The following is a 20,583-nucleotide window of genomic DNA, read 5'->3' as shown; positions in this document are numbered from 1 at the left end:
CGATTCTACCGGCTATCCAATGCGACGCTACCGTACCGTTATAGCTTTATAATCTATAACTTGCGCGTGTGCATACAACCTTATGGACAACGTTTGTCGCGTGAGTTGTGATGACCTCCTTAAAGGTTGCAGGAGGGGCTCATGGCCACGCAGCACCGATCGCGCTCCGGCTTTCGCCAGTTCATCCAGCGCGAGCGTTCCGGGTCGATCGCCATCGAGTTTGCGGCCCTTGCGCCGCTTCTTCTCCTTCTCATCTTCGGGACCCTGCGCATCGGTCACGCGATCGGCGTTCAGCACGCGCTGTCCCAGCTCGCCGCATCGGCCGCCAGGCAAGCTCTGCCCAGCGGGAATGCTGAGGACCGGGAGGGCGCCGTACGAACCTTCATCCGGGACAGCGCCGGATCCTTTGCGCTTCTCGACCCATCGCGCATCGACCTTGCCGTCAACGAGACGTCCTCATCCCTCGTCGTCAGGGTCTCGATGGATGTCTCGCATATCCCCGACATTCCGATCGTCTCGGCCGCCTTCCGCTTTCCCGCCCAGCAATCGGCCAGTGCCGTCATCGCGGTTCAGCACTGATGGTCTGGCGCATCTTCCTTCGCGAGACCTCTGGCGCAGTCGGTGTGGTGGCCGCCCTGACCATGCCGATCGTGATCGGGTTCGCAGCCCTCGGGACCGACTACGGCTACTTCCTCTATGACCGGCAGCGGATGCAGAACACCGTAGATCTGGCGGCCCTGTCTGCGGCGGCTGCCGCGGGGCGTGAGGACGAGACGGCGCGCCGCATCGTGATCGACAATGGCGATCCATCGGCCGACGTCGAGGTGCTTCTTGGCGGCCTCGTCGAAGCAGCGGACGGCAGGACGATCTTCCAGGAGGGGGCCAGCGGCGGCGCGGTCCATGTGAGGGCGAAGCGGCCGACGAGCCTCTTCTTATCCGCCCTCTATCTCAGCGAGGCGCCGCTGCTCCACGTCGCGGCGACCGCTGTGGTGCGGCCGGCGGTCTCGTTCGCCATCGGCTCCAAGCTGACGGCCGTATCCGGCGGCATTCCGGCGGCGCTGACGCAATCGCTTCTCGGCAGCCGGGTCGATCTGTCGATCCTGGGGTATGACGGTCTCGTACGATCCACCCTGCAAGCCTCGGATCTCGTCGCCGCGCTCGCAGACGCTGTCGGTGCGACGTCCGGGACGATCGGTGAGCTTCTGGAGCGCGAGATCACGGTCAAGGTCCTGGTGCAGGCCGTCGGCGGAGCGCTGCGCAGTGCGGGCAAGCCGGCACCGGCTGCCGACGTCGCGCATCTCGGCTACAACCTGGCATCGGCCAATGCCCGCGTCCGGCTCAGCGACGTTCTGGATCTGCCAAAGGATGTTCGCGACCTGAAGATCGGTACTCCGTCGAGCTATCTGTCGGCGGACGTCTCGGTGTCCGGTCTGCTCTCGGCCGCACTGACGCCGCGCCGATCCGGAAGCGCGCTGTCGACGAACCTGACGATCCCGGGACTTGCATCGGCGTCCGTCGCTCTTCTGGTCGGCGAGCCGATGGTGCAGCATCCGTCTGTCTCCGTCACGAATGCCGGCGTCTCGCTGGAGACGTCGCAGGTCCGAAGTCGGGTCCGTGTCGAGACCGGGGTCGTCCTTGGTCTTCTGTCGACCAAGCTCGAGGTTCCCCTAGAGATGGCGGTCGCCGCAGGGACCGCCAGTGTGACGAAGGCCGTCTGCCATGCGGATCCTTTGAAGCGCAGCGTGACGGTCGTGGTGCAGCCGGGCGCCGTGCGGCTGGAACTGGGAGAGAGCGCCTCCAAGCTCGAAAGCGTAGGCCTTACCCCCAACAACAGGATGGCGGATCTGCTACGTCTGCCGCTTCTCACCGTTCGGGCGCATGCGCTGGCAACGGTCCGCGCAGCCAATCCAACGACCTTGACCTTCACCGGGCGCGAGATCGGCAACGGGACGATCCGCCAGATCGGTTCGACGCGCATGGTATCGGCGCTGGTCGACGATCTCTTTCGGTCCTTGCGCCTCGAGGTTCGGGTGCTGGGGCTGGGCCTTGGGTTGGGAGATAGTCTCGTCACCAGTATCGTTCGGACAGCGCTTCTGGCTCTGTCCGGACCACTCGACACGATCCTCGACGGTCTGCTGGAGGCGCTCGGGGTCAAGATCGGCGCGATCGACGTCAGGGTCGACGATGTCGTCTGCGATCAGCCGAAGATCGCAAGTTGATCGCGAACGGACCGCGTGCGGAACACGACGGGTCGTAAGAGTCCGTCTGGAAACTCATTCTGCCGAGGCGATGCGGCGAATGAGGACGTTTGCGGCTGCAGCGTGAAGGAAAGCAGTCGAGGAGGCGATTGTCGTCTCAGTGTCCTTCCAAAGCCGCCGATTGCGGCCTAGCCAGGCGAAGGTTCTCTCGACCACCCAGCGCCTTGGCTGCACAGCGAAGCCGATCTGGCCGGGTCTTGGTCGCACGATCTCGACCGGCACCGGGCTGGTTCGCCGAACCCTTTCGCCCTGATAGCCTCGATCGGCGAAGATGCGCTCGACGAAAGGGAAGCGGTGACGCGAGGCGCGGGCAAGCGGACCGGCGCCGTCACGGTCCTGAACCGACGCTGCGCCGACGACGACCGTCAGCAATCGGCCGTCGGTATCGACCAGCGCGTGGCGCTTGCGACCGACGATGCGCTTGGCACCGTCGTAACCGCGCGGCCCGCCGCTCTCGCAGGTCCGTGCGGTCTGGCTGTCCATGACCGCCGCGCTGGGCGAGGCTGGGCGGCTGCATCGCTCCCTATCGGCCAGAACCAGACGATGGCCCAGACCTTCGAACAGGCGCTCGTCACGGAACCGGCGGAACCAGTCCCAGACCGTGCTGCGCGGCGGAAAGTGGTCCGGCAGCATGCGCCACGGGCAGCCGTGACGTGACCCCCAATTTTCATCCAGCGGGAACGAGAGTCCTGTCGTGATCTGAGCCATCGTCGATGGCGGTTGCAAGAGGCCGAAGCGCGGAGCTGTTGTTGAGCGCAGCGTTTCGGCCGGTGGTTTTGGTAATGGTGCGGGCAAAGTCCCGAGGCGTCATCCAGCCGAGCCTGGAGTGCGGTCGTTCCTCGTTGTAATCCCGCCGCCAGGCTTCCAGCACAGCGCGGGCATGCGGCAGGGATCGGAACAACGTCTCGTTCAGAAGCTCGTCGCGCAGCCGTCCGTTGAAGCTCTCGATGAAGCCGTTCTGCTGCGGCTTGCCGGGCGCAATGTAATGCCAGCCAACACAGGTCTCGTCCGCCCATGTCAGGATCGCGTTGGAGATGAACTCTGTGCCGTTGTCGCTGACAATGGTCGTCGGGCGCCCGCGATGACGCACGATGGCGTCGAGCTCACGCGCAACCCGCAGACCCGACAGCGACGTGTCGGCAGCAAGCACCAGACACTCACGAGTGCAGTCGTCGACCACCGCCAGGATCCGGAAGCGGCGACCGTCCGTTGGCCTGCCCCCTGAAAAGTGGCCCTCCGTGAAGTAGGCTTTTGAGCCGCTGGAGGACACGAGAATGGGACAGAAGAAGCACAAGCCGGAAGAGATCGTCGCCAAGCTGAGGCAGGTCGACGTGTTGCTGTCGCAAGGCCGCCCGGTTGCGGAAGCGATCCGTACGATCAGCGTGACGCCGTTCACCTACTACCGGTGGCGCAAGGAGTTCGGTGGGCTGAAGTCCGACCAGGTGAAGCGTTTGAAGGACCTCGAGAAGGAGAACGAGCGCCTGCGCAAGGCCGTGTCGGACCTGACGCTGGAGAAGCTGATCTTGAAAGAGGCCGCCTCGGGAAACTGGTGAGCCCCGCCCGGCGTCGCCGCTGCATCGACCACACTGTGCGCAAGTTCGGTGTGTCGGAGCGGCTGGCGTGCCGAGTCCTGGGGCAGCACCGATCGACGCAGCGCAAGGCGCCCAAGGGGCGAGCCGACGATGCGGCACTAACTGCCGACATCATCGAGCTGGCGACGCAGTATGGGCGCTACGGGTATCGCCGGATCACGGCCCTGCTGCGAGATGCCGGGTGGGTGGTCAACGTAAAGCGCGTCGAGCGCATCTGGCGCCAGGAAGGTCTGAAGGTACCGGCCAGGCAGCCCAAGCGCGGTCGGCTCTGGCTGAACGATGGCTCGTGTGTTCGGCTTCGACCTAAGCATCCTAATCACGTGTGGTCCTATGACTTCGTGGAGGACCGCACCCACAACGGTCGCAAGTTCCGCCTGCTGAACGTCATTGATGAGTTCACCCGGGAGTGCTTGTGTATCCGGATCGACCGTAAGCTGAAGTCCACCGACGTCATCGACGTGTTGTCGGATCTCTTCATCCTGCGCGGCGTGCCGGGACACGTTCGCTCCGACAACGGTCCCGAGTTCATCGCCAAAGCCGTTCGCGAGTGGATCACGGCGGTCGGCGCCAGGACCGCATTCATCGAGCCGGGCAGCCCTTGGGAGAACGGGTACTGCGAGAGCTTCAACTCCAAGCTTCGGGACGAACTCTTGAACGGCGAGATCTTCTACAGCCTTGCGGAGGCGCGCATCGTCATCGAAGGTTGGCGTCAGCACTACAATACCAAACGCCCGCACTCGAGCCTGGGTTACCGCCCGCCGGCACCAGCCGTCGTGCCGTGGCCGGCTGCGCCACCCCAACCCGCTTCGCCGGCCATCTTAAACGTCGTCGGCAAGCCCACCATGCATTAGATTTGAACCGGGCCACCTGTTGGGAGCAGGCCAACCCGCGAGTGCCTCGCCATCCGGATCGACCGGAAGCTGAAGTCCGCAGACGTCATCGACGTTCTGTCCGACCTCTTCATCCTGCGCGGCGTGCCGGGACACATCCGTTCCGACAACGGTCCCGAGTTCATCGCAAAGGCCGTGCGCGAGTGGATCGCGGCGGTTGGCACCAGGACTGCCTTCATCGCGCCGGGCAGTCCGTGGGAGAATGGATACTGCGAGAGCTTCAACTCGAAGCTCCGGGACGAACTCCTGAACGGCGAGATCTTCTACAGCCTGGCCGAGGCCCGGATCGTGATCGAAAGCTGGCGCAAGCACTACAACACCCGGCGTCCACACTCGAGCCTGGGCTACCGTCCACCCACTCCTGCCGTCGTGCCGTGGCCCGCTGCGCCACCCCAACCCGCTTCGCCGGCCACCTCAAACGTCGCCGACAAGCCAACCATGCATTAGATTTGAACCGGGCCACCTAACGGGGGCAGGCCACCCGCTCATCACCAATGATCTGCCAAAGTAGTGCTAGGCGCCTTTCTCTTGCCGGATCTACGCAACGCGCCCGACTGCTAGGCCATAGATCACCACAGTACGCTTAACGATCGGTTTCCCACAGGCGAAGCCTAAAGGTCAATCGAGTGGCCCTCTGAGTGCGAGCCTAATATCAGCGATGTCAATGATAGGTGGGGCGTCAATCACCAGCAGGGTTGATCGACGCGCTTCCATAAACCGGGGCATGCGAGGGCCCACTAGCAAATCAGCATCCATCGAAGCATTGGCGGACTGAAGGCTGGTGGATAGCGCGAGGTCGTTTGGGCGCGGTTGTGGTGCGGGCGCAGAGAATACATTTTGCACGCCCGCGACGCGTCGTTGCAGATCTCGCGTAAGCATTTGTTCAACACGGTCTCGGCGAAGTGTATCACCTCTAACAAGAAGCGGATCGGCACGAGATACCCTAAGGGACGCCTGCTCAACCGACGCAAATCTTGATGTGCTCTGTTCTTGATTCACGGAATCAACGGTGCCGTTCGCATTCTTGGCAGCAACGCGCATACGAGCTCCATCCGAACCACGTACGATTTTCGCGCGATCCTGGTAGTCGCATGCGGACACTGATAGCACCGCAATCACCACCATTAGTAAGATTGGACGCATGCTCGGTGCCCCGTTTATAGATATTGGAATCTAAGACTTTATCGTTAACGGATCATTCGAGCTGATCGATCTCCGCCTGGCCTGCCCCTGAAAAGTTCTCTGATCGCATCCGTCAAGCTGGCTAATTGGTGTCTGCGCACACGCCGGGTACATGGTTCTCTCCGCGGTCGGTCTCGGTGGACCGCCGCATGTTGGCGTCAGATGGTTGAATCGACCGAAGTGGTCCCCGCGGTTGCTGATGGCACCGCATCTTTAGAGATGGCCTGATCCGCGCCATACGTCCCGGCGGGGACGCATCCGTCGAAGTCAAGGGAGCGGCATGGTGGTGACTATGCCGCCGCTTCCTAGCTCCAACGGAATGGTGTGTTGGTCTTCCAAATGGCGTGTAGAATCACGGCCATCTTGCGTGCCACGGCAATCCTCGCCTTCTCGAACCCGGACGCCTTTGCCCGCTTCAGGCACCATGCCTCTAGAGCAGATCCGGTTCACGTTGCTTCGTACCCTGCGGCCTGGAAGCAGTTGGCGCATTCCGTTGGTGTGAAGACCGGGACGATCTCGTCGACGGTTCGCCATAGGGCATCGACGGTGCGCTCAGCACGTGCACGGAGCAGGGCCTTCAGCTTAGCGAAGGCGTTCTCGATCGGGTTGAAGTCGGGTGAGTAGGGCGGCAGGAAGCGCAGGCTTGCCCCAGCCGCTTCGATGGCCGTCCGAACGCCTTCGGCCTTGTGGGCCGGCAGATTGTCCAAGACGACGACATCACCGTGCGAGAGGATGGGCACGAGCACCTGCGCGACATAGGCCAGGAACACCGTGCCATTCATGGCGCCGTCACAGACGAACGGAGCCGACATGCCGGTGAGGCGCAGAGCGCCGACGAAGGTGGTGGTCTTCCAGTGACCATGGGGCACGCCGGATCGGCACCGTTCGCCGCGAAGCGCCCGACCGCGCAGCCTCGTCATCTTTGTCGAGAGCCCCGTCTCATCGATGAACACCAGGCGGGCCGGGTCGAGATCAAGCTGGCCCTCGAACCAAGCCTGCCGACGCCTCAGGACGTCCGGACGGTCCTGCTCCAGTGCGTGTGCGGTCTTTTTTTGAACGTCCAGCCCTGCCGGCGGAGCCAGGCGCTCAGCGCCGAACGGCCCACATGCAGGCCACGTTCGGCCGCCAGGCGCTCCACCATCTCGTTCAGTGTGATGTCCTTGCGGTCTTGGATCGTCGTCTCGACGAACTCGGCATGGGCGCCCAGGCGCGAACCCCGCCGTCCGCCCCAAGGATGAGCCAAACGCTCTCCAAGTCGGGCACGAGCCGCCCATCGTACCGCCGTCGCTGCGCTGATCGCGAACCGGACCGCAGCGCGCCGAGCCGATGACCGCTCCGCTTCCTTCAGAACACGCTCACGCAGATCGTCGCTGTAGGGCCGTCCCATCGTCCACCTCCACCCAAGGGAGAACGTGAATCACAAGCACTGCTTTGACTCAATGCAGGCCGGACATGCTCTAGCTCGAGGATGTCGACTCCACCTGCCTGCCGAACACGAACGGGCACATGATCCGCAATCGCGCGCGGACGGGCGTTCAAATGAATTCGCAGAAGGGCAGGATGTCCGGCTGGCGCCTGACCTGCTCGCAGACACCCAATCCGTTCTACTTCCTGCGCAAGGTCAGCGCGCCGGGCGAGTTCGCCTACCGGCTGCTCCGCAATAACGTTCTGCCGAACGCCAGGCGAGCCATCCGTCCATGCCGTACATCGATCGCTGCGACCGACTCCTTGGCAACCTGCGCGCGCAGATGGACATCGTTATGATGCGGTTGCAACTCCAGCGGGTGATTGACCTATAAGAAGGGGTCGCATTGCGGATGCGGCGGCTCGAGGCTAGTAACAACGGGATAGAGACATATTCCGCCGCTCGCCGCCCGCCGCACTGAAAGCCAGAATTGTATGAAATCCAAGTTTTCTCAGCTGGGGGTTTATGCCGACTTGGCTGTTGGGATGGTATCGAGATCGTCCAACCAAATTGTCGGCCTGCTCATTACGATCGTAGCCATACCGATCTTGAGCCCAACTGAGTTTGGTATTTTCGCCTTGGCTTCGTCGTTCGTTGCGATTGCCCGAACGCTGCTTTACAGTGCGACATTTCAATATATCATCCAGACCGACAAGCTGACGGAATATTCCTCGGAGTGCATCGTTGTTAGCTCCCTTGTGGCCCTGTTGGTCACTGGTGCCACGCTGGCTCTCCTGTTCTTCGCCGACCCGTTCGGTAGCCCTCAACTCCTGCACTTCTTCCTCATCCTGGCTCCTTCCAACATCCTGTCCGTCTTTTCTGCTTGGCAGGAGGCACAACTGCTGCGGAGTGGAAAGCTGAAAGGCTACTACGGCATCACCGCGGCAACTGAGTTTGCTAGTGCGTTCGTCGCCATAGGCCTACTTTTCTCAGGAACTGGGCTGATCGCTCTTGCATGGCAGATCTACCTCCGATCCCTCCTGCTCGTCATTGGCTACCGCCTGCTCAGCCGTCCCGTACTGTCAGATCGCCTGTCATGGCGAAATTTGATCGAGGTCTCAAGATGGTCCCTGCCACAATACGGATCGATGACAACGGGACTTGTCTCGGCCTATGGCGCCGACTTTATCGTGGGCGCGGTTCTCTCGCCGGCGGCAACTGGTGTCTTCCGAGCCGCAAACCGTATCGTGACGGCAGTGGGGGATGTTTGCGGGCAACCGATCCGGATCATTGCGCTCACCCTATTCTCGCGCCGCACGTCCAAGGGCCTTAAATCGGACGAAGCCTATGTCCGGATCCTCGCCCTGACGATCCTGCTCCCGGGCACGGTGCTGATGGGTCTGGCCATTTTGGCGCCGGTTGCGATTCCGATTGCGGTTCGTCCGGATTGGAACGGGGTTGAGATGATCGTCGTCTACCTCTGCCTCGGGCGCTTCTTCTCCATCGTCCAGGCGGTATCAACACCACTGCTTATCGCCTACGGGCGGCAGAACGTCCTGTTCCCGACCCAGCTCGTCTTCTCGGCCATCCTCGTCGGAGGACTCCTGTTTGCGGCACAATATGGGGTTACAGAAGCGGCGTGGGCTTTCACCATCTCCGCAGCGATCGGAGGCTTGGTCATCACTGGTCTCGCCTTTAAAACAGCCGAATCCAACAAAACCTCGGCGTGGCGTAGCCTAACACCCCCACTGGCATGTGCGCTTCTGGGGAACGGAGCAGCGCTTGTGTCGCTGCACGCCTTGCTACCCCACACCGACGTCATCGTTGCCTTGGCTGCCTGCATTCTCGTGGCTATCGCAGTCTTTGGCGTGACAGCAGTGATTCTGCGGCGTGAAATTGCCAGCACTGTTGCTGCGATCAATAAGGTCGATCCGTAGCAGTGGCCAGCCGGGGGCTTGACCCGTCGTTCGCTTGATGTGAGCCCACTAGAAACGGGTTTTATACGCCGGCCGCGAGATTCAGCACGTCATTGAAAGCGACGTAGAGCGGCAGGACCCATTGATTTGAGGCGCGTCGTCTGATTCAGGCTCTGTCCGGGGGGACTGGATATGAGCGATCTTTACTGGCTGACGGACGAGCAGATGGAGCGGCTTCGTCCGTTCTTTCCCAAAAGCCACGGAAGACCACGTGTCGACGACCGGCGGGTTCTTAGTGGCATTATCTTCGTCAACCGCAACGGCTTGAGATGGCGCGATGCGCCGAAGGACTACGGTCCAGCGAAGACGCTCTACAACCGTTGGAAGCGTTGGGGCGAGGCAGGCGTCTTCGTCCGGATGTCCGGGCTGGTCAAACGCCTCGACATCTTTAACGTCCGGAGCGACGTGTCCGAGGGCGATCCTCGCGACATCGTCAACGTGGCCGGCAAGATCGGAACGATAGTGGTGGACCGCTGCCGGCTTACAGGCGTGAAGGGGCGGCAAGCGGGCGCGCACGGCGACTGCATGCAGGTCTTCGACGGTGCCTCGGTCGACCTCTTGATGATCCGTCGCTCGACGCTCCAAAGCGCTTACCAAGCGGTGATGGCGAAGCTGCGCGATGACGGAACGGGGGTGAAGCGGATCATCGTCCAGGACACGAATATCCGCGACTTCGCTGAGGCTTGTGTTCAACAGTCCGTCGCGCTCATGTTCGCCGCCTGCCAATCGCGCCAGGCCTCTATCGAGTTTCGCAATGCCTGGCTGGATTGGCCGAAAGGCTCCCACTACGGCATCGCGACCATCGGTAAGGTCAAGCGCATCGGCACGTTCAACCTCGGCCACCCGCCAGACGGCGACTTCTGCCCGGCCTAATACTGCCTCGCCAGGAAATCGTCCTCGCTTTCGGGGGGCATTCGGTACTCCCACGAGCGGCCACGCCAGCGGCGTTCGCAGGTTGACATGGGCAACGGCTCATTACCCGTCGCATTTTGGTATTTTGGGTGGGTCATCACTTGCCATTCGAGGCAGCCATCGTTCGAGCGAGCGGCGGCAATGAAGGTGTAGAAAAGCGATAGAACCATGCGGGCAGAATGCCCGACGCTGCCGTGGACCTTGATTCACATCAGCGTGGGAGAAACGTGGCTAGCTAGTTCCATTAGCCTCTGCCTCGGAGGGCGCGGCTGTCGTAACCGGCAAGCCACTAGACCGCGCCCTCGTGCGAGGCAGAATGCCGGCACGCTACGATTGAGCGCTACAGCAAGCTAGTTCGTCAACTTGACGACCGGCGAAGCCCCTGCCCCTGATGAGGGGAGATGACCCGCCCGGTTCTTCGACCTCCCGGACGGGTCTTAGTGCCGACCACCCCAAGGCGTAGACGCGATGTGCAGACGTGACCCGCTCACGAAAGCGGAGTCAATTCGGCCTCGATTGAAGGGAGCCGCATCTTGGCCATCTACCTCAGACACTAGCACTACTTTGGCAGATCATTGGTGATGAGCGGGAGCCTGCAATGCGGGCATATGTCTGGGGCGGTTGGGCGAAGGCTTGGATGAGCGCGGCCCGAACGGCTGGCAAGCTCGGTTGCGGTGGTCCCGACGGTGATGGGCGCGCCGTTCTTTTTTTCCCGCCTCGCCTCGGTCAGGCAGCGAGATTAAAGGAACAGCAAGGCGATCATGCTCATGAGCGCGTGCCGGTGAAGGCCTTTCCATGATCGGCCCTCGAAGTGGTCGAGGCCGAGCTCCTCCTTCATCTGCTGGTGCGCTTGGCTCGCACACCCAGCGCGCCTTGATGGCGCCGGCGAGGCGCGTCAACGGCGTCTCGGGTGGCAGATTGGCGAGATAGTACTTCCTCTCGCCCGACGAGCGATGCTCGCCGACAAGCCAGACCTCCTGGCCCGGCAGGTGCTGTGCGCCCATGGCGCCGATGCGCTGGGGCGGGCCGTCTGCCACGCGCACGCGGATGGCAGCGAAGCGGGCGGCCAGCGGGCCCTTCACGCCGCGCCGCCAGGAGAGCTTGCGCCATCGCACGCTCTCCAGCATGGCCTGGACCGGAACCGAGACGACGTCGGGCATATGGTTCTTCCTGGGTCGCCCGCGGCTTGCGACGGGGAAGATCATCGCCACGTCGGACGGGTAGACCTTTTGTGTTCGGGGATGCCGACCGCCCAGGACAGGCCGCGGTCGCTCAGAGCCTGTCGGAACGGTGCCGACAGGCCGTATCCCGCATCCGCCAGAACGCAGCCGAAGCGAACACCGGCGGCGCGCAGCCGATCGATCTCCTCGATCGCGATCTCGGGTTTGGTCCTGTAGGCTCTGCGATGCTCCGGCACACCGGTTCTGGCGAGCCGCGCCTCGTCACTCGTCCAGCTCTCGGGCAGGAACAGCCGCAAGCCCACCATGACCGGCACCTCACGAGACGCGAGCGTCAGCGACGCCAGCGTCTGGCAGTTGGCATTCTTGCCCAGCGCCGAAGCGTATTGCGGCGCCACGCCGACCGAGTGCGCGCCCTTCTTCGGCAGCGCCGTGTCGTCGACGATCAGGAAGGCCTTGTCCCCGCCCAGCATCGCATCGGCCTGACGTGCCAGTTCCTGCTCCAGGGGCGCTGCGTCCCACACACCGGCGCCGACAAAATGATGCAACTGATCGTAGCCGACGACGCCGTCGCGCAGCGCCATCGGCTGAATGCTCTTGCGCTCACCAATCGCGATCAGGCCTGCCACATAGGCCGGGCATATTCTGGTCCGCGCCTTATGCCCCAGCGCCGTCAGGAACGGCGCCAGCCACCGTTCCACGTTCCACTCGCCAATCCGATCCCATGGTCGGCCCTCCGTAAGCCGACCTCCTGTGAATCACCGTTCAGATGCCGAGGGAATCCCTGCTAGACACATTCTGCCAAAGTAGTGCTAGGTGGTCTGCTGGTTCTCATGCGAGTGATTCTGATGGGGCGGTTTTCAGTCGGCCTTGTGAATGGGCTAATCGTGTCGGCTGTGATATGGCTCGGGCTGCTGAATGTCGCGATCGCAGCCCACCATTTCGAGCCGCGTGTCGTCCGAGCGATCCATCATCATCTGTCCTGAAGTGAGCTTGGCCCTTCTTTTGCATCAGAGGGCGCGGTCGTCGTAACTGGCAAGCCACTGAACCGCGCCCGCGTACGAGGCAGAATGCCGGCACATTCTGAGCAGGCGCTTCCGCAGGCTAGTTAGTCAACCTGACTATCATTGATGCCCCTACCTCGAAGGGCGACCCGCTCGACGTCAACTTAGGGGGTCGATTGCCGAGCGGGTCTTCGCGCTTCGTTTGGGAAGTCTGCGCGATCCGCTGAATACGCCAGTGGCATGGTTCAGAGTCAACTGCACCTCAAATGGTGCGGGCGTTCTAGCTAATCGCCGATTGGTTTGCGCGAAAGAACATGGCTTCACCTCCTTCGACGCGCTCGATAGCAAGGCCCATTCGGACGAGATCAAAGATGGCAACCAAGAGATCGTCTTCGAGATCCCTGCTGCTGATTGATGGGGAGACGGTATCGGTGTTCTCCACCAGCACACGAATGGCCTGGCGCTGGATGGCTGTGAGGAGGAGCGGTTGAGTCACCGTACGTTCCTGACGTAATTAGACGTCTTGAAAACTTGCGTTGGTTGTAGCTAAGCGTCCAACCACGACCGCGGATTATGTTTGTAGCTGGACTCTCTCCAGCATCAAATGACTTGGTCAGCGCCGCAGATGACGCAGGTTGATCGCCTGAGAACGTGCTTCGACGCTTTCAACATCCGGGAGGCGGCGAGGTAAGAGAATCGACCATGTCGCTCTACCGACGCGGGGTACTGCTAGCACCTCTTTACGAAAACGGTCTGCAGTTTCTGTCCCAATGGTTCTCAGCAATCTAGGGACGTCTTGAGACTTATGAAACGGGCCGGAGAAAGTGATAGAGGCGTCTGCAATCCTGTGTGCAGTGAAGGTGAGATCCGCAGCCTGGCTGGAAAATGTGACCATGCTGGACGCGCCAACCAACAGGGCGAGTATTATCTGGCCTTCCCGCACCGCGCCCTCCCAAAATCGAGGCGACCCGCCCGGAGCTCTAATTACCGGGAGGGTCTTCGCGGTGAAACCTCAGGAAGGCGTCCGCGATCAGTTGAGTTCGCTCGCATCGAACGGTGGAGTTAACTCCGCCTCGAAAGGGCGTGATTAAAGATAGTAAGGTTCGGTGAACTCTCGTGCCCCATGATCATTCTAAGCGTGAAGGGATCGAGCCATGGCATACGCAGTTCAGCACGCGAAGTTCAATCGTAAGGCGTTCGAGCGTCGGCAGTATCGAGCCGCGCAGAGCCCCGCACGCGGGTTAGCGATCGGGTTGACCTTATCAACGATCCTCTGGCTCAGCGGCCTGGTGGCGTGGTTGCACTTCACCAGCTGACTTCGGGTATTCGGCCGTCTTGTACTGCCAATGGCCACGATGGTGGCGCCGGCGGTAACAATAACGGAGCCATAGGCGCTGGTGGGGCGCGTTCGGGTTACCTGTGAACGCGACTACGGGACGCCAAGCGAACCACCGCTCCCAAGCAGGCAGGCGGCGTGCTGACGTCCTCAAGAGCATGGCAGACGAACCTCGGGAAGGGCGCGCTAGAACGCCTAGTTTGCACAACCGAGGATAGGGCAGTTCTCAAACGCCTCCCACTGCCATCTTAAGATACAATTAATTATTCGGCGACTTAATGAGGGTGACGTTCTACCCCATCGGCCCCTGGAGCGCACCCCGTTTCGACCGGACAGGCGGCATAGCCGATAAGGCATAGGCATTCGCCTATGAGTACGACTATGTCGAAAGCTCCTGACGGCCCGATCTCGAGGGTCGAAGTGATCACCTCGGTGCAACGGCGGCGTCGCTGGTCGACCGCCGAGAAGGTCCGGCTCGTCGAGGAGGCGATGCAGCCGGGCATGAGCGTGTCCTTCGTGGCACGTCAGGCTGGCGTCTCACCCTCGCAGCTCTTCGCCTGGAAGCGCCGGATGCTGGAAGGCGGCCATGCGGCCGTCCAGGCCGACGAAGATGTCGTCGGCACGTCGAGGGTCCGCGAGCTGGAGAAGCGGGTCCGTGACCTCGAGCGTCTGCTCGGCCGCAAGACGATGGAGAACGAGATCCTCAAAGAGGCGCTCGACGTCGCCCGCCCAAAAAAACGGATGTTGCCCTTGCTGTCCTGGAGCGATCCGACGGACGGTTCCCGGTGAGTGCCGTGGCGCGAACGTTGAACGTCGCTCGCTCTCACATCAGCGAGCGACGCGGCACGACGGTGAAGCGGCGGGGACCGTATCGCAAGGCCGAGGATGCCGGGTTCCTGCCCGCCATCCGTGCCATCGTCGATGCCCGGCCGACCTACGGCTACCGGCGGGTCACGGCACTTCTGAACCGGGAGTTGCGCCTGCGAGGGCAGCCGACGGTCAACGCCAAGCGGGTGCTGCGGATCATGCAGCATCACGGGCTGACGCTCGAACGCCATACCGCCTCGCGGCCCGGTCGAACCCACGACGGCATCGTCATCGCGCTGCGCTCCAACATCCGCTGGTGCTCGGACCATCTGGAGATCCACGCCCGCAACCGCGAGGTCGTGCGCGTCCTCTTCGTGTTGGACGCCTGCGACCGAGAGGTCATCGCCTGGTCTGCCGTCGCCAATGCCGGCATCTCTGGAGAGATGGTGCGCGATCTCATGGTCGCCGCCGTCGAGCGTCGCTTCGGCACGACCAAGGCGCCGCACGCCGTCGAATGGCTATCGGACAACGGCAGCGCCTACATCGCCAGGGACACCGCCGACACGGCGCGTGCCCTCGGCTTGACGCTGCTCTTCACGCCCGTCCGCAGCCCGGAGTCGAACGGCATGTCGGAAGCCTTCGTCAAGACGCTGAAGCGGGACTATGCTCGGGTGACGATCCTGCCCGACGCCGACACCATTCTTGCATTGCGGCCGCTCTGGATCGAGGACTATTGCGAGGTCCACCCGCACTCAGGACTGAAGTTCCGCTCGCCCCGCGAGTTTATCAGGCTGAGTGCCTAAACCCAACCGCCGCCTGTCCGGTGAAACGGGGTCCACTCCAGGGCAGGCCATGCGTTGTCGTGGCGCTGCCGTGACGAACCTGTCCCATAGGGCATCCTTCCATTCTACGGAAAGGATCACACTGTGAAACCCCGGGATCAAACACCAAGCGCAGGAGATCGAGTTCAGGGTACGTTACACGATCGGGGCCGCGGTGGTGATATTCGTCAACATTATGGTGATGCTATTTGGGCAGCTTAATCGCTTGCCTATTAAGGCGGCCCGGGCAACGGTGTTGGATCGCACCCGGGCCTGACAACAAGCCGGTTCCCCAACATGCTTGTCGCTGCGCCGCAACATATCCATTTGTGGCGCAGCTTCTACTGTTGGTTTCAGACCGAGGTAAGCGTGTTGCCTGAGCGTCACTTCGGTTACGAAGGGCGACCCGCCCTCAGCCCTAGATACCGGGCGGGTCTTCGCATCGACGACCCGAGTTATCGACGCGATGGGGTAGACGCGATCTGTCGGCGGTATCTCGGTTTAACAAGCCTATGATTGCGATCCTACCAGTAGCGAGCCGCTTCGACGAATGACGCAGCCGTCAACGCAAAAAGCCCGATCCAAGCTGCCGCAACGGCCGCGCTAAGGACGAACTTCCAAGTCGGACGTATATGATGCACGGTCGACTGGTTGGATGCCTGCTTTGCCTCAACGCTCATCACCGACATCCCCATTGATCGAGGCTTGTCTCTAAAGGTCAACGCTGGCCGCAAGCTGACGGACCCATTGCCCCCGCCTCAAACACCACTGGCAATTCTTTGTTGGCGCCGTTCACGCATTGCATTGAACGCCCAAGCCAAGGCAACTCCAAGGGCAGCCCCTCCTGCCTTCACGAGAGCATCGCTCACCTTGGCGTGTCGGGAGGGCGAAAGCTCCTGCAGCAGCTCGATACCCCCGGCACTCACGATGATCGTCAGGCCGACCGGCAACCAACGCTTGGGATAGGCTAGCACGAAGAGTGCCGTTAGGATGGTGAATGCGAAAGCCCGATCGTAACTGACTGAAAGCATGTCGTGCGGCCTCAGGCCGATCGGCGACACGGTGATAAAGACGATCACCGCGAGCGCGAGCCAAGCGGCGATCTGAAAGAGACGGTTGATCATCGGCAGCCCATGCACGCCGATTGAGGCGGTGCCAAGTCCCCGTCGCCTTCGCCTCAAATGACGTGGTCAACGCCACAGTTGACGCAGGTTGACCGCTTGAGAACGTGCTTCGACGCTTTCAACACTCGGGAGGCATCGAGGCAAGAGGATCGACCATGTCGTTCTACCAGTGCGGGGCACTGTCAGCACCTCATTCCGAAAACGGTCTGCAGTTTCTGTCTCAATCATTCGCAGCAATTTAGAGACGTCTTGGGACTCATGAAAAGGGCCGGCATAAGTGATAGAGGCGTCGGCAATTCTGCTTGCAGTGAAAGTGAGATTTGCAGCCTGGCTTGAAACCGTGTCCATGCTGGACGCGCCAACGAGCAGGACGAGTATCATCTGGCCTTTCCGCACCGCGCTCTCCCAAAATTAAGGCGACCCGCCGGGAGCTCTAATGACCGACGGGTGTGGCCTCCCCCATTAGGTGGCCCGGTCGGAATCTGATGCATGGTGGGCTTGGTCCTGACCCGGATTTTGGCCCAGCCGTCATGAGAGTTCTCGGGCTGTTCTGAGTTGATCCGCGAACTCGCCCGGGGTCAAGTTGCCCAAGCTCGTATGCGGACGGTGGTGATTGTAGTCCTCCCGCCAGGCGTCGATCCGTGACCGGGCGTCCGCCATGGACAGGAACCAGGAGGCGTTGAGGCATTCGCTGCGCAGACGGGCGTTGAAGGCTTCGATAAATGCGTTGTCCGTTGGCTTTCCCGACCTCGAGAAGTCCAGTTCGACCTTGTTCAGATAAGCTCACTGGTCCAGCATCCGACCGGCGAACTCCGGGCCATTGTCCACCCGAATGCTCGTCGGCTTGCCACGAAGGGCGACCAACCGGTCGAGTTCCTCAGCGACCTGATAGGCTCGGAAGTTCGTCCTCGCACAGGTCGCGAGAGCTTCCCTCGTATGGCAATCGGGGATCGTCAGGATCCGGAACGGCCTGGCCTGCCCCCGTTAGGTGGCCCGGTTTCAATCTAATGCATGGTGGGCTTGTCGGCGACGTTCAAGGTGGCCGGCGAAGCGGGTTGGGGTAGCGCAGCCGGCCACGGCATGGCGGCTGGAGCGGGTGCCCATAGCGTCCATACTGCGTCGCCAACTCAATGACGTCAGCCGTCAGCGCCGCATCGTCGGAATGTCCCCGTGGCACCTTGCGCTGTGTCGATCGGTGCTGCCTTAGAACCCGGTAAGCCAGCCGCTCCAACACACCGAACTTGCGCATAGTATGGGCGATGCAGCGACGGCGCCGGGCGGGGCTCACCAGTTTCCCGAAGCGTTCGGCAAAGCCTCACTCTTCGGGATCAGCTTCTCAAACGTCAGGCCGACACGGCCTTGCGCAGCCACTTGTTCTCCTTCTCCAGATCCTTCAGCCGCTTCACTTGGTCCGACTTCAGCCCGCCGAACTCCTTGCGCCATCGGTAATAGGTGAACGGCGTCACGCTGATCGTGCGGATCGCCTCCGCTACCGGGCGGCCCTGCGAGAGCAACACATCAACCTGCCTCAGCTTGGCGACGATCTTTTCAGGCTTGTGTTTCTTCTGTCCCATTCTCGTGTCCTCCAGCGGCTCAAAAGCCTACTTCACGGAGGGCCGCTTTTCAGAGGCGGACCATCTGAAGGTCCCCGCTCGCCAGCCCAAGCGCGGTCGGCTCTGGCTGAACGACGGATCCTGCGTTCGGCTTCGACCCGAACGGCCCAATCATGTCTGGTCCTATGACTTCGTCGAGGACCGCACTCACAATGGCCGCAAGTTCCGGATGCTCAGCGACAAACGCTGCGCGTTTGCGCCGACGTGATCGACGAGTTCACCCGCGAGTGCCTCGCCATCCGGATCGACCGGAAGCTGAAATCCGCAGACGTCATCGACGTTCTGTCCGACCTCTTCATCCTGCGCGGCGTGCCGGGACACATCCGTTCCGACAACGGTCCCGAGTTCATCGCAAAGGCCGTGCGCGAGTGGATCGCGGCGGTTGGCACCAGGACTGCCTTCATCGCGCCGGGCAGTCCGTGGGAGAATGGATACTGCGAGAGCTTCAACTCGAAGCTCCGGGACGAACTCCTGAACGGCGAGATCTTCTACAGCCTGGCCGAGGCCCGGATCGTGATCGAAAGCTGGCGCAAGCACTACAACACCCGGCGTCCACACTCGAGCCTGGGCTACCGTCCACCCACTCCTGCCGTCGTGCCGTGGCCCGCTGCGCCACCCCAACCCGCTTCGCCGGCCACCTCAAACGTCGCCGACAAGCCAACCATGCATTAGATTTGAACCGGGCCACCTAACGGGGGCAGGCCAGTGAGTAGGACAACAACCGCAAGCGTAAGCCATGCCGCGATCTGCAACAGACGCTGAAACATGTGTCGCTTATGTCTTGGGAAGGAGGCGTTGCCAAGCCCCTTCTGCCTTAGATGGGCGTTCTGACGTTGCCAGTTCACTCAGTTGAAGGGGGGTCCCTTTCTTGGTCCCGCACCGGGCTTCGGTTCAAGGTTGATTTCTTCTGCGTAATGCAGCAGTAGGCCAAGTGCCTCTTCGATAGCCCGGTTTGTCAGCTGGATCCGGAGTGTGGCCAGTCTGCCGTTATCAAGGACCTTGGTCGTCTGTCCAATCAGTGCCACGCCATTCTTATGCATGGCCATATGCAGTCGAGGAACGCTACCCACGACCGGGATTTCGAACTCACCATCATCATTCGCTTCCAGAACGATCGCCATCGAATGCTCCACTTCAATTTGTTGGAAAACTTTCAAGAACCACTGACGTGAACCTGATCGGACCTAAGGAAGGCCTCCTACTGTCCATCGACATCCGCTTCATCTGCGAACGAGGCTATTGCGGTGGCGCTCATGTGCGATCGCGGTTTCAGCAACCCGTAGGGCTTGCTCCACAGCATCGCGTATGAATCGAGCGCGTCGTTGTTTTCCAACGATGGCATCAATCCGAGCTGGCACATCGTCAGGTAGGTTCACGGTAACCTTTGTCACATACATTGGCGGTCGACCCATGACCTTCCTCCTGTTGAGCGTTCACGCGTATCTAAAAACTCCATAAAGTGCACCTTTTATCCGCTCACATGGAAACAAATTTTCCAACTGGTCTGAGCCGCTCCGAGTTTACTGGAGTTGACGTGACCCCCTTTTTCATCCAGCGGGAGCGAGAGTCCTGTCGTGATCTGAGCCATCGGCGATGGCGGTTGCAAGAGGCCGAAGCGCGGAGCCATCGATGAGCGCAGCGTTTCGGCCGGTGGTGTCCATGATGGTGCGAGCGTAGTCCCGAGGCGTCATCCAGCCGAGCTTCGAATGCGGCCGTTCCTCGTTGTAGTCCCGCCGCCAGGCTTCCAGCACGGCACGGGCAGACGGCAGCGATCGGGACAGCGTCTCGTTCAGAAGTTCATCGCGCAGACGGCCGTTGAAGCTCTCGATGAAGCCGTTCTGCTGCGGCTTGCCGGGAGCGATGTAGTGCCAGCCGATGCAGGCTTCGTCTGCCCAGGCCAGGATCGCGTTGGAGGTGAACTCCGTGCCGTTGTCGCTGACGATGGTCGTCGGGCGCCCGCGATGACGCACGACGGCGTCGAGTTCACGCGCAACCCGCAGACCTGATAGCGACGTGTCGGCGGCCAGCACCAGGCATTCGCGGGTGCAGTCGTCCACCACGGCCAGGATCCGGAAGCGGCGACCGTCCGTGAGCTGGTCGGACAGGAAGTCCAGGCTCCAGCGCTGGTTGGCGGTCACGGGTGCCTCGATCGGGCGACGGGTTCCCATGGCACGCTTGCGCCCGCCACGGCGTCGGACGGTCAACTTCTCCTCGCGTTAGAACCGCTGGATGCGCTTGCGGTTGACGGCATGGCCCTCCCGCTTCAGCAGGACGTGCAACCACCTGTAGCCGAAGCGTCGGCGTTCGCCCGCCAACTCCTTCAACCGTCGCCGAAGCAGGCCATCGTCGGGCCGCGTTCCCTCGTAGCGCACGCTGGCTCGATCTGCGCCAATGACCCGGCACGCCCGCCGCTCACTCATCTGGAACGTCGCGGCGAGATACGCCACGGCCTCCCGTCGGGCGGCGGGCGTCACCACTTGTGGGA

The 20,583-nt window shown here is 61.8% G+C and carries 10 protein-coding genes and 9 pseudogenes; 9 read left to right on the top strand and 10 right to left on the bottom strand.

Annotated features, from left to right (window positions below; genetic code table 11):
• Positions 1 to 141: 141 nt before the first annotated feature.
• Together ACLNGM_RS02325 and ACLNGM_RS02320 are read left to right on the top strand one after the other, a co-directional pair.
• Positions 142 to 579, top strand: coding sequence for a TadE/TadG family type IV pilus assembly protein (locus ACLNGM_RS02325; RefSeq protein ID WP_416357017.1), 438 nt, complete (start codon positions 142 to 144; stop codon positions 577 to 579).
• Positions 579 to 2,219 (top strand): pilus assembly protein TadG-related protein, encoded by a 1,641-nt coding sequence (locus ACLNGM_RS02320; RefSeq protein WP_416357016.1) that lies wholly within the window; start codon positions 579 to 581, stop codon positions 2,217 to 2,219. Before ACLNGM_RS02325 ends, ACLNGM_RS02320 begins: the two co-directional genes overlap by 1 nt.
• Positions 2,220 to 2,273: 54 nt before the next feature.
• On the opposite strand, the pseudogene ACLNGM_RS02315 reads toward ACLNGM_RS02320, so the two are convergent.
• Both ACLNGM_RS02315 and ACLNGM_RS02310 read right to left on the bottom strand, forming a co-directional pair.
• Positions 2,274 to 2,912 (bottom strand): annotated as a pseudogene (locus ACLNGM_RS02315) (IS5 family transposase); the annotation flags it as partial.
• A gap of 13 nt (positions 2,913 to 2,925) precedes the next feature.
• Positions 2,926 to 3,468 (bottom strand): annotated as a pseudogene (locus ACLNGM_RS02310) (integrase core domain-containing protein); the annotation flags it as partial.
• Positions 3,469 to 3,532: 64 nt separating this feature from the next.
• Between ACLNGM_RS02310 and ACLNGM_RS02305 the strand changes: the two are divergent.
• A protein-coding gene (locus tag ACLNGM_RS02305) for an IS3 family transposase (protein ID WP_416357015.1) occupies positions 3,533 to 4,701 on the top strand; the annotation gives its coding sequence in 2 pieces (ribosomal slippage) (positions 3,533 to 3,797 and positions 3,797 to 4,701; 1,170 coding nt in all).
• A 33-nt stretch (positions 4,702 to 4,734) separates the two neighbouring features.
• Positions 4,735 to 5,187, top strand: a pseudogene (locus ACLNGM_RS02300) (integrase core domain-containing protein); the annotation flags it as partial.
• Between the two features lie 1,181 nt (positions 5,188 to 6,368).
• Here ACLNGM_RS02300 and ACLNGM_RS02295 read toward each other — a convergent pair.
• Positions 6,369 to 7,309 (bottom strand): IS630 family transposase gene (locus ACLNGM_RS02295; protein WP_416357014.1). Its coding sequence is split into 2 segments (ribosomal slippage): positions 6,369 to 6,976 and positions 6,976 to 7,309, totalling 942 coding nucleotides; the frame shifts between segments, so codons are not numbered across the junction.
• A gap of 119 nt (positions 7,310 to 7,428) precedes the next feature.
• Here ACLNGM_RS02295 and ACLNGM_RS02290 point away from each other — a divergent pair.
• From ACLNGM_RS02290 to ACLNGM_RS02280, 3 genes and pseudogenes are all read left to right on the top strand, one after another.
• Positions 7,429 to 7,686, top strand: a complete 258-nt coding sequence (locus tag ACLNGM_RS02290; protein ID WP_416357013.1) for a hypothetical protein — start codon at positions 7,429 to 7,431, stop codon at positions 7,684 to 7,686.
• Between the two features lie 135 nt (positions 7,687 to 7,821).
• A complete protein-coding gene (locus ACLNGM_RS02285; protein WP_416357012.1) occupies positions 7,822 to 9,264 on the top strand; it encodes an oligosaccharide flippase family protein in 1,443 nt (480 codons plus the stop codon).
• A 171-nt stretch (positions 9,265 to 9,435) separates the two neighbouring features.
• Positions 9,436 to 9,663 (top strand): annotated as a pseudogene (locus ACLNGM_RS02280) (transposase); the annotation flags it as partial.
• 1,111 nt (positions 9,664 to 10,774) lie between these two features.
• Here ACLNGM_RS02280 and ACLNGM_RS02275 read toward each other — a convergent pair.
• Positions 10,775 to 12,109: pseudogene (locus ACLNGM_RS02275) on the bottom strand (IS701 family transposase).
• Between the two features lie 568 nt (positions 12,110 to 12,677).
• Complete coding sequence (locus ACLNGM_RS02270) at positions 12,678 to 12,893, bottom strand: hypothetical protein (protein ID WP_416357011.1); 216 nt, start codon at positions 12,891 to 12,893, stop codon at positions 12,678 to 12,680.
• A gap of 1,221 nt (positions 12,894 to 14,114) precedes the next feature.
• Between ACLNGM_RS02270 and ACLNGM_RS02265 the strand changes: the two genes are divergently transcribed.
• Positions 14,115 to 15,343, top strand: a protein-coding gene (locus tag ACLNGM_RS02265; protein WP_416357010.1) for an IS3 family transposase whose coding sequence is annotated in 2 segments (ribosomal slippage) — positions 14,115 to 14,463 and positions 14,463 to 15,343 — 1,230 coding nt in all. Because the reading frame shifts where the segments join, the coding sequence is not laid out codon by codon here.
• A 776-nt stretch (positions 15,344 to 16,119) separates the two neighbouring features.
• On the opposite strand, the gene ACLNGM_RS02260 is transcribed toward ACLNGM_RS02265, so the two are convergent.
• The 3 genes and pseudogenes from ACLNGM_RS02260 to ACLNGM_RS02250 all read right to left on the bottom strand — a co-directional run.
• A complete protein-coding gene (locus tag ACLNGM_RS02260; RefSeq protein WP_416357009.1) occupies positions 16,120 to 16,485 on the bottom strand; it encodes a VanZ family protein in 366 nt (121 codons plus the stop codon).
• A 528-nt stretch (positions 16,486 to 17,013) separates the two neighbouring features.
• Positions 17,014 to 17,457: pseudogene (locus tag ACLNGM_RS02255) on the bottom strand (integrase core domain-containing protein); the annotation flags it as partial.
• Between the two features lie 124 nt (positions 17,458 to 17,581).
• Positions 17,582 to 18,059, bottom strand: a pseudogene (locus ACLNGM_RS02250) (transposase); the annotation flags it as partial.
• Positions 18,060 to 18,111: 52 nt separating this feature from the next.
• Between ACLNGM_RS02250 and ACLNGM_RS02245 the strand changes: the two are divergent.
• Positions 18,112 to 18,770 (top strand): annotated as a pseudogene (locus ACLNGM_RS02245) (IS3 family transposase); the annotation flags it as partial.
• Between the two features lie 173 nt (positions 18,771 to 18,943).
• On the opposite strand, the gene ACLNGM_RS02240 reads toward ACLNGM_RS02245, so the two are convergent.
• Both ACLNGM_RS02240 and ACLNGM_RS02235 read right to left on the bottom strand, forming a co-directional pair.
• A complete protein-coding gene (locus ACLNGM_RS02240; protein ID WP_416357008.1) occupies positions 18,944 to 19,219 on the bottom strand; it encodes a hypothetical protein in 276 nt (91 codons plus the stop codon).
• A gap of 426 nt (positions 19,220 to 19,645) precedes the next feature.
• Positions 19,646 to 20,578 (bottom strand): annotated as a pseudogene (locus ACLNGM_RS02235) (IS3 family transposase); the annotation flags it as partial.
• Positions 20,579 to 20,583: the final 5 nt, after the last annotated feature.

The sequence above is a fragment of the Aureimonas phyllosphaerae genome (genome assembly GCF_047943035.1).
Taxonomy (GTDB): Bacteria; Pseudomonadota; Alphaproteobacteria; order Rhizobiales; family Rhizobiaceae; genus Aureimonas; species Aureimonas phyllosphaerae.
The sequence above is the reverse complement of the archived record's forward strand: the minus strand, read 5'-3'. Positions and strand labels throughout refer to the sequence as shown.

What these genes read in the sequence shown, in the direction of transcription:
- ACLNGM_RS02325 (WP_416357017.1), top strand. Translation starts at nt 142, where the DNA reads ATGGCCACGCAGCACCGATCGCGCTCCGGCTTTCGCCAGTTCATCCAG.
- ACLNGM_RS02320 (WP_416357016.1), top strand. Translation starts at nt 579, where the DNA reads ATGGTCTGGCGCATCTTCCTTCGCGAGACCTCTGGCGCAGTCGGTGTG.
- ACLNGM_RS02290 (WP_416357013.1), top strand. Translation starts at nt 7,429, where the DNA reads ATGATCCGCAATCGCGCGCGGACGGGCGTTCAAATGAATTCGCAGAAG.
- ACLNGM_RS02285 (WP_416357012.1), top strand. Translation starts at nt 7,822, where the DNA reads ATGAAATCCAAGTTTTCTCAGCTGGGGGTTTATGCCGACTTGGCTGTT.
- ACLNGM_RS02260 (WP_416357009.1), bottom strand. Translation starts at nt 16,485, where the DNA reads ATGATCAACCGTCTCTTTCAGATCGCCGCTTGGCTCGCGCTCGCGGTG.
- ACLNGM_RS02240 (WP_416357008.1), bottom strand. Translation starts at nt 19,219, where the DNA reads ATGGCGATCGTTCTGGAAGCGAATGATGATGGTGAGTTCGAAATCCCG.